This is a genomic window from Micromonospora sediminimaris, assembly GCF_016863575.1.
Classification (GTDB): domain Bacteria; phylum Actinomycetota; class Actinomycetes; order Mycobacteriales; family Micromonosporaceae; genus Micromonospora; species Micromonospora sediminimaris.
The window spans coordinates 1-14,029 of sequence record NZ_BOPD01000047.1 but is presented as its reverse complement, the minus strand read 5'-3'; the positions used below and the strand labels follow the sequence as shown (position 1 = coordinate 14,029).

Annotated in this window: 16 protein-coding genes; 3 read left to right on the top strand and 13 right to left on the bottom strand. The window is 67.3% G+C overall.

Features of this window, described 5'->3' with window-relative positions; all coding sequences use genetic code 11:
* Positions 1–911 precede the first annotated feature (911 nt).
* Entirely contained in the window at positions 912–1,364 is a 453-nt protein-coding gene (locus tag Vse01_RS27280; protein ID WP_093402045.1) for an NUDIX domain-containing protein, read from the top strand.
* Here Vse01_RS27280 and Vse01_RS27275 read toward each other — a convergent pair.
* From Vse01_RS27275 to Vse01_RS27225, 12 genes are all read right to left on the bottom strand, one after another.
* A complete protein-coding gene (locus tag Vse01_RS27275; RefSeq protein WP_093401861.1) occupies positions 1,328–2,392 on the bottom strand; it encodes a Gfo/Idh/MocA family protein in 1,065 nt (354 codons plus the stop codon). The genes Vse01_RS27280 and Vse01_RS27275 overlap by 37 nt on opposite strands.
* Positions 2,389–3,450, bottom strand: coding sequence for a DegT/DnrJ/EryC1/StrS family aminotransferase (locus tag Vse01_RS27270; protein ID WP_093401862.1), 1,062 nt, complete (start codon positions 3,448–3,450; stop codon positions 2,389–2,391). Before Vse01_RS27270 ends, Vse01_RS27275 begins: the two co-directional genes overlap by 4 nt.
* A 60-nt stretch (positions 3,451–3,510) precedes the next feature.
* The gene (gene murA, locus Vse01_RS27265; protein WP_093401863.1) at positions 3,511–4,782 is read right to left on the bottom strand and encodes a UDP-N-acetylglucosamine 1-carboxyvinyltransferase; all 1,272 of its coding nucleotides are present in this window, start codon (positions 4,780–4,782) and stop codon (positions 3,511–3,513) included.
* A gap of 65 nt (positions 4,783–4,847) precedes the next feature.
* Positions 4,848–5,465, bottom strand: coding sequence for an acyltransferase (locus tag Vse01_RS27260; protein WP_093401864.1), 618 nt, complete (start codon positions 5,463–5,465; stop codon positions 4,848–4,850).
* Positions 5,462–5,713, bottom strand: a complete 252-nt coding sequence (locus Vse01_RS27255; protein WP_170863291.1) for an acyl carrier protein — start codon at positions 5,711–5,713, stop codon at positions 5,462–5,464. The genes Vse01_RS27260 and Vse01_RS27255 overlap by 4 nt, the downstream gene beginning before the upstream one ends.
* A complete protein-coding gene (locus tag Vse01_RS27250) occupies positions 5,710–6,810 on the bottom strand; it encodes an NAD(P)/FAD-dependent oxidoreductase (RefSeq protein ID WP_232511035.1) in 1,101 nt (366 codons plus the stop codon). The genes Vse01_RS27255 and Vse01_RS27250 overlap by 4 nt, the downstream gene beginning before the upstream one ends.
* Complete coding sequence (locus tag Vse01_RS29520; RefSeq protein WP_232511036.1) at positions 6,807–7,121, bottom strand: FAD-dependent oxidoreductase; 315 nt, start codon at positions 7,119–7,121, stop codon at positions 6,807–6,809. Before Vse01_RS29520 ends, Vse01_RS27250 begins: the two co-directional genes overlap by 4 nt.
* Before the next feature lies 1 nt (position 7,122).
* Positions 7,123–7,986 carry a methyltransferase domain-containing protein gene (locus tag Vse01_RS27245; protein ID WP_093401866.1) on the bottom strand — a complete coding sequence of 288 codons (864 nt, stop codon included), beginning with the start codon at positions 7,984–7,986 and terminating at the stop codon, positions 7,123–7,125.
* Positions 7,973–8,317, bottom strand: a complete 345-nt coding sequence (locus Vse01_RS27240; RefSeq protein ID WP_093402046.1) for a hypothetical protein — start codon at positions 8,315–8,317, stop codon at positions 7,973–7,975. The genes Vse01_RS27245 and Vse01_RS27240 overlap by 14 nt, the downstream gene beginning before the upstream one ends.
* A gap of 74 nt (positions 8,318–8,391) precedes the next feature.
* A complete protein-coding gene (amcA, locus tag Vse01_RS27235) occupies positions 8,392–8,757 on the bottom strand; it encodes a multiple cyclophane-containing RiPP AmcA (protein WP_093401867.1) in 366 nt (121 codons plus the stop codon).
* Positions 8,758–9,003: 246 nt separating this feature from the next.
* Positions 9,004–9,888, bottom strand: coding sequence for a phosphotransferase (locus tag Vse01_RS27230; protein WP_093401868.1), 885 nt, complete (start codon positions 9,886–9,888; stop codon positions 9,004–9,006).
* 7 nt (positions 9,889–9,895) lie between these two features.
* Entirely contained in the window at positions 9,896–11,245 is a 1,350-nt protein-coding gene (locus tag Vse01_RS27225) for an NsdA family TPR-like regulatory protein (RefSeq protein WP_093401869.1), read from the bottom strand.
* Positions 11,246–11,513: 268 nt separating this feature from the next.
* Here Vse01_RS27225 and Vse01_RS27220 point away from each other — a divergent pair, with 268 nt between their 5' ends.
* Together Vse01_RS27220 and Vse01_RS27215 are read left to right on the top strand one after the other, a co-directional pair.
* Positions 11,514–11,954 (top strand): hypothetical protein, encoded by a 441-nt coding sequence (locus tag Vse01_RS27220; protein WP_093401870.1) that lies wholly within the window; start codon positions 11,514–11,516, stop codon positions 11,952–11,954.
* A gap of 548 nt (positions 11,955–12,502) precedes the next feature.
* Positions 12,503–13,387: a hypothetical protein gene (locus tag Vse01_RS27215; protein WP_093401872.1), complete on the top strand. Its 885-nt coding sequence runs from the start codon at positions 12,503–12,505 to the stop codon at positions 13,385–13,387.
* 40 nt (positions 13,388–13,427) lie between these two features.
* On the opposite strand, the gene Vse01_RS27210 is transcribed toward Vse01_RS27215, so the two are convergent.
* Complete coding sequence (locus Vse01_RS27210) at positions 13,428–13,868, bottom strand: NUDIX hydrolase (protein WP_093401873.1); 441 nt, start codon at positions 13,866–13,868, stop codon at positions 13,428–13,430.
* Positions 13,869–14,029 lie beyond the last annotated feature (161 nt).

The window sequence follows — 14,029 nt, the reverse complement described above, 5'->3', positions numbered from 1 at the left end:
GGTGGTCGAAAGCATGGGAAACAACAACGGAACTCCTTGTCGAGAAGGTCACCGACGCCGACCAAGCACGGCATCGGGTGGAAACACGGGGATCGCCCGACAGACGCCCAGCAGCGGACGAGGGGCACCGGCAGCGGCAGCCCTCCCAGACCCGGAGGTCAGAGTGGGCGAGCGCTGCCACCACTGTGGAGTTGTCAAGAGACAAGCCGCCCCAGGGGGCGAGTAGACGGGTACGCCACGGAGCCGCGCCGAGTGACCCTGACAGCGACGCACGGAAGGCGTACATCAGCGAGAAGTGCGTTCAGACCGATCAGATCCGGGCCTGGGCCTCGCGCGAGGCGTAAACAGGGGCGGCGCCGAACCCGGCAGCCACCAACGGGGAGGCCGCGGCGGCGCACCGGCTCAACCAGCCGGGAAAAGATCCTTCATGGCGGTCCCCCTGTCACTCAGAACCCCTTTGACCGCCCACCCAGTCCTGACCCTCGAACGACAGGCGACGCTCCGAAGGAGCGCCACCACATCGGCCGAACGAACCCGGCAGGCAGACCGTCAAACGGTCGCGTGCATCCCAGTACGCCTCCACCAGCAGCGCCCTGTCAACCAGATACACCAGCAGTCGATCATGACGGAGCCGGACCCAGCAGGACCCGTCAGCACGGGCTGACCCGCATTGGTCTACGCCAGCACAAATTCCCCGCGATAACAGGTGAAAAAAGCTTGAAGGGCAGTGGCCCGTATCTCATGATTTGCGATGTATCCCCCGCCGGCCCTTGCGCTTGGAGCGAAGCTGAGGGCCACCGCACTACGGTCGCCGGACCCGCTCGATCCAGGCGAAACACGCGAGGCGAGGCCGTAGGGTCGGTCGCGTGACCGAGACACAGACCGAACCTGATCTTTCGTACATTGCCAACGTGACGCGCGTCCGCGCGGCCGCCGGCATCGTCTTGCGTGACGAGGCCGGTCGGGTGTTGGTGGTCCACCCGACCTACAAGGACGTGTGGGAGATCCCCGGCGGGACAGTGGAACCGGACGAGTCCCCGGCGGACGCATGCGCCCGCGAGGTCAGGGAGGAACTGGGCCTGTCGGTGTCCGCAGGAGCGCTGCTGTGCGTCGACTGGGTGCCGGCCAGCCCACCGTGGGACGGCGGACTCATGTTCGTATTCGACGGCGGGGTCCTCGCGCCGGACCAGATCGCGACGATCCGCCTGTGCCCCGACGAGCTGGACCGGTACGACTTCATCGAGCCGGAACGCCTCGACCAGGTGTTGATTCCTCGGTTGGCTCGGCGGGTTGCCGCAGCGGTCGCCGCCATCGGGCATGGCGGTGTCTACCTTGAGGATGGAGTCGCGACCTCAAGCAGGTGATCGGCCGCACTGAATCGTGGACGCGGTGCGCGCGGCAGGTCAGGCGTGGCGGAGCTACCGGTTGCTGCCGAATTCAGAACGGCCTCGGCGGCGGCGATGGTCGCGACGGCCTGCCGCAGGGTCACGATCGGTGCGTCCCGGCCGAGGATGGCGTTGCGGAAGGCTTCGTGTTCCCTGAGCAGGGGTTCTCGTTTCGGGATCGCGTATCGGGTGATGGCTCCTTCGCTGACACCTCTGAACACTTCGGCGGCGGCCCATTCGGTTGGCGCTGAGCCGTTGGCGTAGAAGGTGAGATCACCGTGGACGGTGTCGGCTGCGAGGCAGCCGTGAGCGCCGGTGACGATGGTGATGCGTTCCTTGAGTGGGGATAGCCAGTTGACGATGTGGTTAGTGAGGGTGCCGTCACTGAGTTCGCCGAGGATGACGGCGAGGTCTTCGGCGATCCGGCCACTGCGGGCCATGGTTCGGGCTGCGACTGAGACCAGCGGCATTCCGGTGACCCAGGTGGTGATGTCCAGGTCGTGGGTGGCGAGGTCGAGTACGACGCCGACGTCGCGGATCCGGGGCGGGTAGGGCCCTTGGCGCCGGGTGGTGATCTGGTAGAGGTCGCCGAGGGCCCCGTCGGCGAGTCGGAGCCGCATGGCTTCCAGTGCGGGGTTGTACCGCTCGGTGTGGCCTACGGCTCCGATCAGTCCGGCGGTGTCGAACGCTTCAGCGAGGGCTCGTGCGGTGGTCAGGTCCGGGGCAAGGGGTTTCTCGATCAGCGCCGGTACGCCAGCCTCGGCGAGTTTGTAGCCGATGGCCGCGTGGTGGGCGGTGGGCACGGCGACGACGCAGTAGTCGAGCCGATGCGTGAGGAGCTGCTCCAGATCGGCGGCAAGGGCGACACCTCGGGTGGCCTGGTGCTGGTCTCCGCGAGGGTCGGTCGCGGCGACGAGCTCGACGCCGGGGAGCTGGCTGAGGACGCGGGCATGGTTGCGACCCATCATGCCCAGGCCGACGAGTCCGGCTCGCAGCGGCGCGCTCATCGGCGCACCGCTGTCACGATTCGGGCTAGGTCGGACTGTGTGAGCTGCGGATGGACGGGCAGGGAAAGCACCTCGGCTGCCGCCTGTTCCGTGTGCTGGAGGTCGGCGGGTTGGCCGTAGGCCGGACTGCGATGCAGCGGCGTCGGATAGTGGATCCCGGTCTCGATCTGGGACTCGGCGAGTTGTTGCCGTAGTGCGTTCCGGTTGTGACTACGAATGACGTACTGGTGGTAGGCGTGGACGGCGTCCGGCAGGACCGGCGGGGTGACAACGCCATGGAGCTGCTCGGTGAGTATGGCGGCGTGCGCTTGTCTGCGGACGGTCCACGACGGCAGTGACCGCAGTTGAACCCGGCCGACTGCGGCGCAGACGTCGGTCATCCGGCCGTTGAAGCCGATCAGCTCGTACTCGTAGCGGGAGGGCATGCCCTGGTTGCGCAGCAACCGTAGTCGTCTGGCCACTTGGTCATCGGCCGTGACCACCATGCCGCCTTCGATGGCGTGCATGTTCTTGGTGGGATAGAAGCTGAAGGCGGCGGCGTGACCGAACGCTCCTGCCGAGGTCCCGCCCAGTGCGGCGCCGACGGCTTGTGCGGCGTCTTCGATGACCGCGAGGCCGTGCTGGGCCGCGAGGGCGGTCAGGCGGTCCATCGCGGCGGGGTGGCCGAACAGGTGGACTGGGATGATGGCGGCGGTGCTGGATGTGATGGCTGCTGCTGTCGCGTCGGGGTCGAGGGTGAAGGTCTCCGGGTCGATGTCGGCGAAGATCGGTGTAGCGCCGGTGTGGGCGACAGCGTGCGCGGTAGCGCCGAAAGTGAAGGACGGCAGGATCACCTGGTCTCCGGGGCCGATGCCGTAGGCGCGTAGCGCAAGGTGCAGAGCGATGGTGCCGGAGCTGACCGCCACACAGTGTCGACCGGCGACGAGGTCCGCGAACTCGGCTTCGAACGCGGCGACCTCGCTGCCTTGGACGAGTTGGCGGCTGCGCAGTACGCGGACGACGGCGTCGATCTCGGCGTCACCGACGTGCGGGTGGGCGAGTGTGATCGGACGCGTCATGGTCACCTCCTCGGTTCTTGCGAGCGGCTCGGCACCGTCTGCGCCGCGGTGAGCCGGTCGTCAGATTTCATCGCGGGTGATGTCCGCGCCGAGGGCGGTGAACCGGCTGGCCAGGTCTGCGTGGCCTCGGTCGATCATGGTGCCGTTGCCGATGACCGTTTCGCCGTCGGCGACAAGGCCGGCCAGCACGAGCCCGATGCCGGTCCGCAGGTCCTGGGCGATGACGTCGGCGCCGCGCAGCGGCTTGCCACCGTGCACGACGGCCTTCTCGCCGTCGACGGTGAGGTCCGCGCCGAGCTTGGTCAGCTCATCTGCGAGGGCGTAGCGGGCGTCGTGGATGCGCTCGCGGAAGTAGCTCGCTCCGGGCGCCTGGGTGGCGAGGGCCATCAGCGGAGGCTGCAGGTCGGTGGCGAATCCGGGGTGGGTGTCGGTGATGACGTTGATCGGATGCAGTTGACCGGGTCGGGTGACGTTGGTGACCGCTCCGGCGGCGCCGAGTTCAACGCCCATCTGGTGAAGTTTGTGGGCGGCGACTCCGAAGTGATCAAGCACGGTGCCGCCGACGAGGTTGATCGTGCCGCCGGTGATGGCCGCCGCGATGGCCAGCACCCCGGCGTCCATGCGGTCCGGCATGATCGTGTACTCGGTCGCGTTGAGCTCGTCGACCCCGTGGACGACGATGCGGCCGGTCCCCGCGCCGCTGATCTGGGCGCCCATGGCCGTGAGCATCGCGACTACGTCGAGGACCTCGGGTTCCAGGGCGGTGTTTTCGATGACGGTCCGGCCCGGGGTCAGAGCCGCAGCCATGATGAGGTTCTCGGTGCCGGTGTGTGAGGGGGTGTCGAGGTACAGGTCGGCGCCGCGAAGGTTGCCGGCCTTGATGCTGATCGTGGTGCCCTGTTCGTCGATGTGCGCGCCGAGGCGAGCCAGCCCTCGATAGTGGAAGTCGAGTCCTCGGGTGCCGAGGGCACAACCGCCGGCGCCCTCGAAGATGACCTCGCCGCGGCGGTGCAGCACCGGTGCGAGGAACAACACGCTGCCCCGGAACAGGCGGGTGAGATTGGCCGGTAGCCGTGAGCTGGTGATGTCGGTGGCGTCGATGACGAGCAGTCGGTCGTTCGGGTGGTATTCGACGTGGGCGCCGAGGAGCCGGGCGAGGTCGACGGCGCGCTGGACGTCGGTGATCGCGGGGACGTTACGCAGCACCGTCTGACCGCGTCGGGCAAGCAGCGCGGCGCCAATCATGGGCAGGGCGGCGTTCTTCGCGCCTTGGACGACGGCGGTGCCGTTGAGCGGCCCGGCCGGGCGGACACGGTAGCGGACTTCGGTCATGTGACGCTCCTTCAACAGTGATCGAGATGGTGCTCGTGCGGGCAGTCGCCGGTGGTGTACGGCGGTCACGTGGCCAGGGACAAGCCGTACGGTCGTTGGTGGTAGAGCCGGCCGCAGGTGGGGCAGGTGAGGTTGTCGTTGAGGCGGTGTCCGCACATGCAGGACCAGCCGAGTTGCCGGGCTGGGTTGCCCATGACGAGCCCGTGGTCTGGCACGTCGTGCCCCACGACGCTGCCGATGCCGACCAGGGCGTACCGGCCGATGGTGACGCCTGGGGCGATGACCGAGTTGGCGCCGATGGTGGCGCCGTAGCGGATGGTCACCGGTTCCCGCCGCCAGTCATTGCGGCCTTTCAGGTGGCCGGAGGGGTTGACGGCTCGGGGTGCCGGGTCCTCCAGCAGGTAGACGCCAGGGGCGAGCATCACGCCGTCTTCCAGGGTGGCTCCGAACACCCCGCACCCGTCCTGGATCTTGACCAGGTTGCCGATGACCGCTGCTGAGGCCACATGCACGCCCTTGCCGAGCACGCAGTCCTCGCCGATCCGGACGTCTGCGTCGACCTGGCTGTGATGCCAGATCCGGGTCCGCGCTCCGATGCGTGCCGCTGGGGCGACCTCCGCCGACTCGGCGATGAACGGCGGGTCCGACGTACGACTCGTCGTCGGTGTTGGCTTCTCGGTCATGCCGAACGCTCCGAAGATGTCAGCAGCCGCTCCAAGTCGTCCACGGTCTGGACGCTGAGCAGTTCGTGGTCGGGTATGGGGCGGCCGGTGCGTTCCTCCAGCAGCACGGCGAGGGTGAGCCGGCCGAGGGAGTCCAGACCGAGATCGGACAGCCGCGTGGAGGCGATGATGGAGTCGGCGGCTCGGCCGCTGATCTCGCCGAGGATCTGTCGGGCCACGGTCTGCTGGTCCGTGGCCTGGATGATCATCGGATCCGTCCTGCGGCGTCGAGTAGCAGCGGCAGGCATTCGGCCATCGGCGCACGCTGCCAGAGCCTGCGCATGGCGACTGCCCTTGTTGAACTGCCGGCGGCAATCTCGTGCAACGCCGCCGCCAGGAAGCGTTCCAGCAGCTCCTGCGTTCCGGGCGGGAGGCTGCCGCCTGGTTGGCACAGCATGTCCACCAGGCCGCGACTCGCGCCGTCGATGAGGTCGTCGAGCGCCGGCAGGTCCATCGTCCGCTGCGGGCTGAAAGGGTGGGTGGAGGTGGAACTGGGAGCGGTGATCCCGTCGGCGACGATGGCGGCGGCTCGCGGCGCGAGTAGTACTCCGCACCGGTAGGTGCCGGTAGCAAGGTGGATCATCGGGTGTCTGGTGCGGCCAAACAGCGGCAGGTGATCGAGGGTGACCGGTCGGTGCCCGACACGGACCTCGATCAGTCCGGCGGAACGCAGGTCGGTGTTGAGCTCGGCGCTCGCGTCGTGGATCAAGGTGGCGACCTCGTCCAGGGTGGGAGGTTGGCCGTAGTCGGGTTCGGTGGAGAGCCGGTTCGTCGCACCCAGATAGATGGTGCCGTCGCCGCGCGGGACCATGTGGCTGCCACAGGCGAAGCCCCGGTTCGGGGTTCGCACGGCAGTGGGCAGCGAGAACGGAACGCGGGCCAGCAGCGACACGCCTCGCCCGGACCGCAGCGGTGGTGCGCCGACCTGCTCGGCGAGCTCTGGGGCGAGCAGACCCGTCGTCCCGGCCCCGGCAGCGAGCACCAGGTGAGCGGCCAGGACACTGCTGCCATCAGCCGCGCCGACCGCCAGATGCTCGCCGCGCTCGTTGACTGTGCTCACGGTGGTGTTGAGCCACCGGCAGCGAGGATTGGCGTGCAGCACCGCGGTCAGCGCCTCGACCAGGATCGTCGGGTCGACGCTGGCCTCATCCGGCAGCCAAAGCGCCTCGTGTGCCCGCACCTGCGGTGCCAGTCCTGGCACGGCGGCCGGCGACGCGAACTCGGCGCGGCATCCATGGGTCTCGGCGGCCTCTGCGATGGCCCGAAGGTTCGCAGCGTCGTCTGGCCCGTAGCCGTTGCCGATCACCCATACGCCCGGGACAAGCCGTACCGCCTGTTTGCTGGCCGTGCCGACGCGGTCCAGCCAGGCCTCAAGCCGGTTCGGGCGACCAACCGTTCACCGACTTCGAGGCTGACCCGCTGAGGATCATGGTTCGCTTCGACTTCGCTGAACACGGTGAGCATCGCCCCGGCGGCCCGCGATGCCTGCCCCGCGTGGTCGCCGGTCCGAGGCCCGACCACGGTGACGTCCAGGTCCCGGCTGAGCAACTCGAAGGCAGTAGCAAGCCCGAGCAGGCCGGAGCCGGCCACCACGACGTCAGTTACGAACTGGTTCATGTCACTCACCTGATCCGTCCTGGGAATCGATGCGGGTGGCGGCTAGGGTGTGCACCTCGAACCGGAGGCCACGGAACGCTGCTCGTTCGGCAGCCCGAAGCGGGTACAGCCGCGACAGCAGCACGTCGCGGTGTGCCGCATAGCGACGCAAGGGGATGTCCAGTTCGCAGACCTGCACCGTGCGGCACTCATATCCGTTGCGTTGCAACGTCCGGCGGGTGCGAGAGATGTCCGTCAGGGACGAATGCGTCAACAGCAGCGTCCCGCCCGGAGCAAGCAGCTCGTCGAGACGGGCGAGCAGGACGTCGTACAACGCCCGCCCGTCACTGCCACCGACCAACGCGGCCTCGATACCGTCGTCAGCGGCGTAGATCGGATCGTGCGGAAAATGCGGTGGGTTGCACACCACCAGGTCCCACGGTTCGACGACTGCCAACTCGGCGAGGTCCCCGACGATCGTCGCTACTTGTGCAGGCCGGATACCGTTGCGGGTCGCATTCTCGCGGGTCACGTCGGCGCATGCCGGGTTGACGTCCAGCGCGGTCACGTGTGCCGCGCCCGCCATGGCCAGCGCCACCGTGTACAGGCCGGAGCCGCACCCGACATCCAAGGCGCGGGCGCCCGACACGAGAAGGCCAGGGTCGGCGTTCAGAGCGCTCAGCAGCGTGAGCCCCACGTCGGTCGGAAAGAGGACGGGTCCCTCGTCCGACGTCTGAATCTCGACCCGCCGACCTCGCACCTCAACCTCGGCGGAAACCATGCCGCTGCGGATCGGCCCCACCTGGCACAGCGCATTTGCCGCGCCTGCCGGAATTCTCACCCGGACCGTCTGCGGCGGCGCATTGACGACGTCAGCGCTTCTCATGAGGTTCCTCCTCGTCGGGAGAGGTCCTGGTGGCGACCCGATAGTCGAGGGTGTGTCGGGCGGGCCAGCCGAGGAAGCGGTCGAAGACATCGGCGGTGCTGCCGGTGTCGCTGGGGTGAAGCTGGCGCAGGTCCTCGATCGCGTCATGCAGGCAGCTGGCCAAGTAGAGAAAGAGGCTGACCGGGCTCTCCCTGTACTCCTCCAGAAGGGCAACCTTCGCCGCGCCGCACGGCCACGGATGGCCGCATCGGCGACACAGCCACAGCGGCCGTATTGGCAGATGCGGTCGGGATGGTTCGGCGCGGACTGCCTCGACCGGCCCTCCTACCAGTGCCAGCGGCCGTAACGGCGGTTGCTCCAATGGCGCGGGCGGTTCAGTGTCTGCGGGGCGGTCTTCGTCGCTGTTCATCGGGGATCGCGCTCCCGTGCCTGGCGCTCGAAGACGATCCGCCAAACGTGCGTCAGCAGCGGCGGATCGGCCGGGTCCGACCGGGTCAACGCCGGAACTTGAGCTGCGCGGTCTGACGTCAGCTCGCCAGTCTCGGCGTACCGCGACACGTACACCGTCATGGTCGGCCCCCGGTCGAGGCTGGCCTCGGTGTGCGGTGGGCTTGCCGGCATGCCGGCAAGCCCACCGCCGTCGGCCGGCGACGGGGAGCAGGCCGCCGGCCACCCGCCCACGCAGCCGTGATGGCGGTACGCGTACGAGGGATCATCCGTGCGGTCGACGGAGTGCCCGGCGCGGGCACTGGCCGGTGCGTCGGGTCGCATTCCGACCTGCCGTCGTGAGGCACGTCCATCTGGATCTCCCTGGCGTGACATTGCCGCTGGCCCGTCGGCGCGTCATGGGGGTCAGGATGGTCCTGGACCGTTCCGCCGACGTGTTCCTGACGTCCACAATCGCTTGCCGCACCGGCCGGAAATAGACCCAGCGTGGTGGGGCACGGTGGGTCTCACCATGGCTGGCCTGGATTGATGCGAAGAGAACAGGCGGCTCGAGTCGCTACGAAACTCGGTTCAGAGGATGTGCCAGCGGCGGAGTTCCACCCCGTCGTCAACGAGGCCCGCGATCCGGTGGTGCACCTCGTCGGCGGCCTCGGTCCCAGGGCGGGACTTACGAGCGTTGGTTGCGATCATCTGCAGCTCGCGTAGCTGGCACAGCTCCTCGAACTGGGACCAGGAGGTGGCATCCCAGCCGTAGGTGGCGGTGAAATCGGCGAAGGCTCCCGGGCCGGGCAGGTCGAATCGACGGCAGTGGACAGCGACCGTGGCGATGTCCCACTCTCGGGGTCCGAGGGCAGCACCGTCCCAGTCAGCCAGTACGGGTGTGCCGTCGAAGCGCCGGAGTGCGTTACGGATCTGCGGATCAGACTGGATCAGGCTGGTACCGCGGGGAAACCGCATCGCTTTCCAGCTGGCCGCCAGTGTTTCGAGCCGGCCCATCAGCAGATCCTGCTCCTTGTCGTTCAGGATCTCCGATCGGGTGATGGAGCGCTCGATGCTGTGGAGCGGTCGCAGTACCGGCAGCGGCACCGGCGGAGCCGGCAGGGCGTGCAGACCTCGGAGAAGCGTTCCGAGCTCGGAAACGGTGATGGGGTTGTCGTGTGCTGGGTCCAGACGCTGCCAGACCGTGACGGCGTGCCCGCCCACCCGCAAGGGTTGGGACAGTCCTGGGTGAAGGCCCACCGTGGGGAAACCGTGGTCCACCAGCCAGTCGACCACGGCCACCATCCCGCGCACCCGTTCCAGGTCATGGTCGCCGGGGGCGATCTTGATGACCACGTCACCGAGTGCGTAGACGGCGTTGGTGTGGTGCCGCAGCAGGATCGCGTTCGAGTCGGGGTAGCCGAGGAGACGACATACCTCGGCGAGCACCGGCCGGGTGCGCGCCTCGACGAACATGGGGCTCCTAGGGACGGAGTGCGGCTGTGGTCCCAAGCCTACGGGCGCTCTCGCGGCACGCCCGCACGTAGTCCGTCAAGACGGCGACCTCACCACGCCGGCTCTCGTCAGGGATTGCCGTTGCCACGTCGGTGGCCCTGGTCAGGATGATCTCCGTCCGTTGAGTCTCGGGCAAGTCCGCGACGGCATCACGCGCCGTCACCGCCGCTTCGGTCGCCCGCCGGTCCTGCGCGAGGCACATCGACCGGTCCAGGGTGATGAGCGCCGCATCGATCGGTACGGTCGGAGCGGCGCCGTAGAGCCGCAGCGCCTCGTCCTGGACCCGGTACGCCTCATCTGTGTCACCGAGCCAGGTGTACGCGCCGGAGAGGTAGAACAACAGCCGCTTCGCCGGAAACCTGAAGGCGACGTCGGTGTCCTCGTCGCCGGCCTGATCGAACAAACGGCGCGCCTGGTCGATGGCCGACCGTGCCTGATCGGCGGCGCCGATTCGGGCCAGGGCACGCGCCCGGCCTGCGGCTGCCAGGGCACCCGGCGACGATGCGATCGATGTGACCGCCAGAGCCGCATCAGCTAAGGCGACGGTTTGGGTGGGATCACCGAAGTAGTAGGGCAGCATCGCCGCTTGGGCCCGCACGAGCACCCTGAAACGAGGCTCCCCGCTGTCGTCCGCCGCGTGGATCGCCGTGCCGTACCACCGCCGAGCCTCGGCCACGTCCCCGAGCCGCATCAACGCGTCAGCGCACATCGTCGCCAGCAACGCCGCCATCCCGGAAAGCCGGGCCTGGACCGCCGCCGGCTGCCGCCGCAGCGACAGCACCTGGACCTCCCGGCAGTCGGCAGCCAACATCGCCAGCATGACCTGGGGCGAAGCCGAGGGGTAAACCCTCATGCGCTCGCTGGCGGACTCCTCGATCAACTCAAGTTGCCGAGGAGCGACACTCGACGCCGCCAGAGCCTCGTCCAATCCCAGGCGGAGTCTCACCAGATTGCTGGCACCCACGCCGACGAGCGATCGGTCCGCTCCACCCTCAACGGCCACGGCACCGGGGGCGCGAGACGCAACGGCATCCTCGTCGCGGCCGAGCCCCATAGCTGGACGCGGAATGTTCAGACCGTCCGCGATCCGTTCCAACACCTCGTAGGCCGTGACCTGCCGGGCGCCCTTGGCTATTTCAGCAGCGCGGTTGGCCGAGACACCGACAAGACCTGCGATCCTGCCGTACGACACGCCTCGCGCGTGGAGGAAGCGGAAAACCGCAGTGATATCGCGCCGCCGTAGAAACTCACTGATCGGGCGGCCGTTCCAAAGTCCCGAGCTCCACCACTCGGGATCCACCTGCGCGGCCACGATCACCCCCGATCGAACGACGACCGCTTGCCAGCACAGCGCATCCACGCCGTCACATCAAGTCAAAAGGCGGTCGAGTCGACGGCACCCACCCCAGAGTCGGCGAACGCAGCAGTATCCGGAACACCCACGATGGACCCTCACGATGTCCCGCATGAGATCAGGCACCAGGCTCTGGAGACACGGCCTGCCTGTCCCGGCCACCGCCACCGACCCAGTTTGCGATCACAGCAGATGCTTGCGATCATCGCAAAGTTGTGCGACAAAGGTAGGCATGAATCGACGAGACATCTTCGAAGACGTGGCCGCGATCCTGCACCCCCTCCCGCGACCTACTCGCCCAGGCGACGAGCACGACGATGGCTTCCAAGCGGCCGCGGCCGAGGCGTTCGATGCTCAGCGGCAAACCGCCGAAAACCTGCGCCTGTCGTGGGAGCACGGCGATCAGGACCCACTGATCGGGGCACTGAACACCGCCCGCCGCGCCAAGGAGCAGGCTGAAGAACAGATCCGCCAGCTCGTCGCCTACGGCCGCGAGTTCGTGCAACCCCGCCCGTACACACTCGGCGACCTCGCTAACGCCGCCGGGATGTCGATCTCCGGCACTCGCACGGTGTACGACCACCAAGACGTCGACGCCGTAGCGGAGACGACCGGCGCCAAGCCCCGCGAGTGGCGCGCCCCGGCCGTAGCTGACGACCGGGCCGTAAAATGAACCCAAACCCGGCAGCATGCCAATGTAGACGTCCCTGGAAAAAGTTGTTCACCGTCATATCCGGCATCCGCTACAAGGTTGTTCCAGCACTCGCCCTCACACCCACCAGCGCCCTGTTCCGCGCTTGGTGCTCCGACTGCGGCATTGAGTACCCGCACCCGTTCCGAGTCGAAATGCCGGAGAACCGCGCGGCATAAGTGATGCGCCAAACAGGACGTTACTGCGATCGAAGCTGGCACAGACTTGACTCAGCCTCGAGACCGGCAGCTGCGGTTGAATCGCAAAGGAAGCTCTGGCACACACCCTGCTGCAACCCGCTGGTCGAGGTGACCCGCAGAAGCGAGAAGATTCGTCTATCAGCCATCCGACAGGGGTCAGCGTCGAAGTGGACCGATGGGTGCTCACCAGGAACTGCGCCCCCACGTGGCCCGGATTGCCGGAAGTTGAACCACCAGGTTCTGTCGTACAACCATTGGCCCCCATCACCGCCCAACGTAGAGTGATCGGTCAGTCACGTTAAGCGCAACGGACCGGGCGGCGACTTGCGGATGATGACCAACACCCACAGGGCGAACTGCGCCAACGCCCAAAGGCCGGGCTGCACATGCTCCGGTTGCGGGGGCTCCCAACACGGCTGGCAAGGATGGACGGACCTCGCCGCCGACCGGCCAGAGAGACGCGACCACCGGCGGCACGAACTCAAGGACCAAGTAGAAGCAGACCAACGAACCGGACGCCAGAAATTCAACGCCAACAACCGGCAAATCTACTTCGACCTCGCACGCCTGGATATTGCCGATTACCTGTGGGTCACCGACAGTCGGCCGAAGACCAACGGCCGACTGCCACGCGATGCTGAACCAGCGTCGGTGTCATCCGATCTTGGCCGGATCGACACCCTCGGCCGAACCGTCATGAAGGACACGTGGCACGAGATCTCAGCCGACGTAGACAGCCTCGTCCGGAACGAGTCTGACGCCAGGGAGGTCAAGAAGCGCCTGGCCGATCACACCTGGTGCAGTCTACTGGTGGCCTTGATCCAGTTGATCGAGAAGATCAACAAGGCCCTCGACCTGCTCACTGATACCGCCAAGCAGTTCATCAAGGACGCGTTGTCGCGGCGGTTCGATTCGGGGCTGCCCCGGCTGGTGACCGACGCCGTCATCCGCATCGTCGTAGACAAAGTGTGGTCGGCCCTGGTAAGGCTACTGGAAGCTCACTCTCCCCTCTTGGGAACAGACACCCTGCGCGCCCTCCGGATGCTGGCCATCTTCACCTGCCCCTCTGTCGAACACCACGCGGAGGTCTACAAGCACGCCGTCAGGCCGCTCATGGGCGACGCGCAGGAAATCATCACGGACGAAATCAAAGAGAACGTCGTAACCCTCTTCAGCGCCTGGTGGCGGCGGCGCGCTCCGGAAGCACTCGCCTGACGCCCCAGTCGGGACCTATGGAACATCCAGCCAAGCTGCCCTACACCGAGAGCAGAGCCTCCTTGTTGGATGCGATGAACTCGGTCAGCCCTTCCGGCTTGAGATCCACCGCAGGCAGCTCCCCGATCGTCACTCGGTCAAGCTGGTAGCCGCCACGCGATGGATCATCAAACTCCGGCCCGCTTTGAGCATCCTCCCGCAGCTCAAGTAGCCGACAGACGAAGAAGTGCTGGACGGAAACCCCCTCACCAGCGGGTGCGGTGAACAGGAACACCTGGGCGAACCGTTCCGCCTCGGCACCGAGTTCTTCCTGCAACTCCCGACGAAGCGCAGCCTCCAGAGAGACATCGGTCGGCTCCACGCCACCGCCCGGCGTCGTCCAGTACGGCGCCTGGCCGGACTTGATCCGCTTGATCAGCACGAGACGGTCGTCCTCATCCAGCAGAATCGCCCGCACCGACCTACGCACGATCCGACGCACGACCAACCCCTATCCCCACCCGATGGGATGCACTGGCGGCAACACAATGTGATCTTCGAGCCTGACCGCTGGCGTGGCACCGCGTCCCACCGACGCCGCCCCGGTCCAACGGCTCCCGAGCACCCACCGAGCGACCAGCCACCACCGGCGTACGCGAAAAA

Coding starts and splice junctions, on each gene's coding strand:
- Vse01_RS27275 (WP_093401861.1), bottom strand. CDS start 2,392: ATGAGCGCGCCGCTGCGAGCCGGACTCGTCGGCCTGGGCATGATGGGT.
- Vse01_RS27270 (WP_093401862.1), bottom strand. CDS start 3,450: ATGACGCGTCCGATCACACTCGCCCACCCGCACGTCGGTGACGCCGAG.
- murA (WP_093401863.1), bottom strand. CDS start 4,782: ATGACCGAAGTCCGCTACCGTGTCCGCCCGGCCGGGCCGCTCAACGGC.
- Vse01_RS27260 (WP_093401864.1), bottom strand. CDS start 5,465: ATGACCGAGAAGCCAACACCGACGACGAGTCGTACGTCGGACCCGCCG.
- Vse01_RS27255 (WP_170863291.1), bottom strand. CDS start 5,713: ATGATCATCCAGGCCACGGACCAGCAGACCGTGGCCCGACAGATCCTC.
- Vse01_RS29520 (WP_232511036.1), bottom strand. CDS start 7,121: ATGAACCAGTTCGTAACTGACGTCGTGGTGGCCGGCTCCGGCCTGCTC.
- Vse01_RS27245 (WP_093401866.1), bottom strand. CDS start 7,986: ATGAGAAGCGCTGACGTCGTCAATGCGCCGCCGCAGACGGTCCGGGTG.
- amcA (WP_093401867.1), bottom strand. CDS start 8,757: ATGCGACCCGACGCACCGGCCAGTGCCCGCGCCGGGCACTCCGTCGAC.
- Vse01_RS27230 (WP_093401868.1), bottom strand. CDS start 9,888: ATGTTCGTCGAGGCGCGCACCCGGCCGGTGCTCGCCGAGGTATGTCGT.
- Vse01_RS27220 (WP_093401870.1), top strand. CDS start 11,514: ATGAATCGACGAGACATCTTCGAAGACGTGGCCGCGATCCTGCACCCC.
- Vse01_RS27215 (WP_093401872.1), top strand. CDS start 12,503: ATGATGACCAACACCCACAGGGCGAACTGCGCCAACGCCCAAAGGCCG.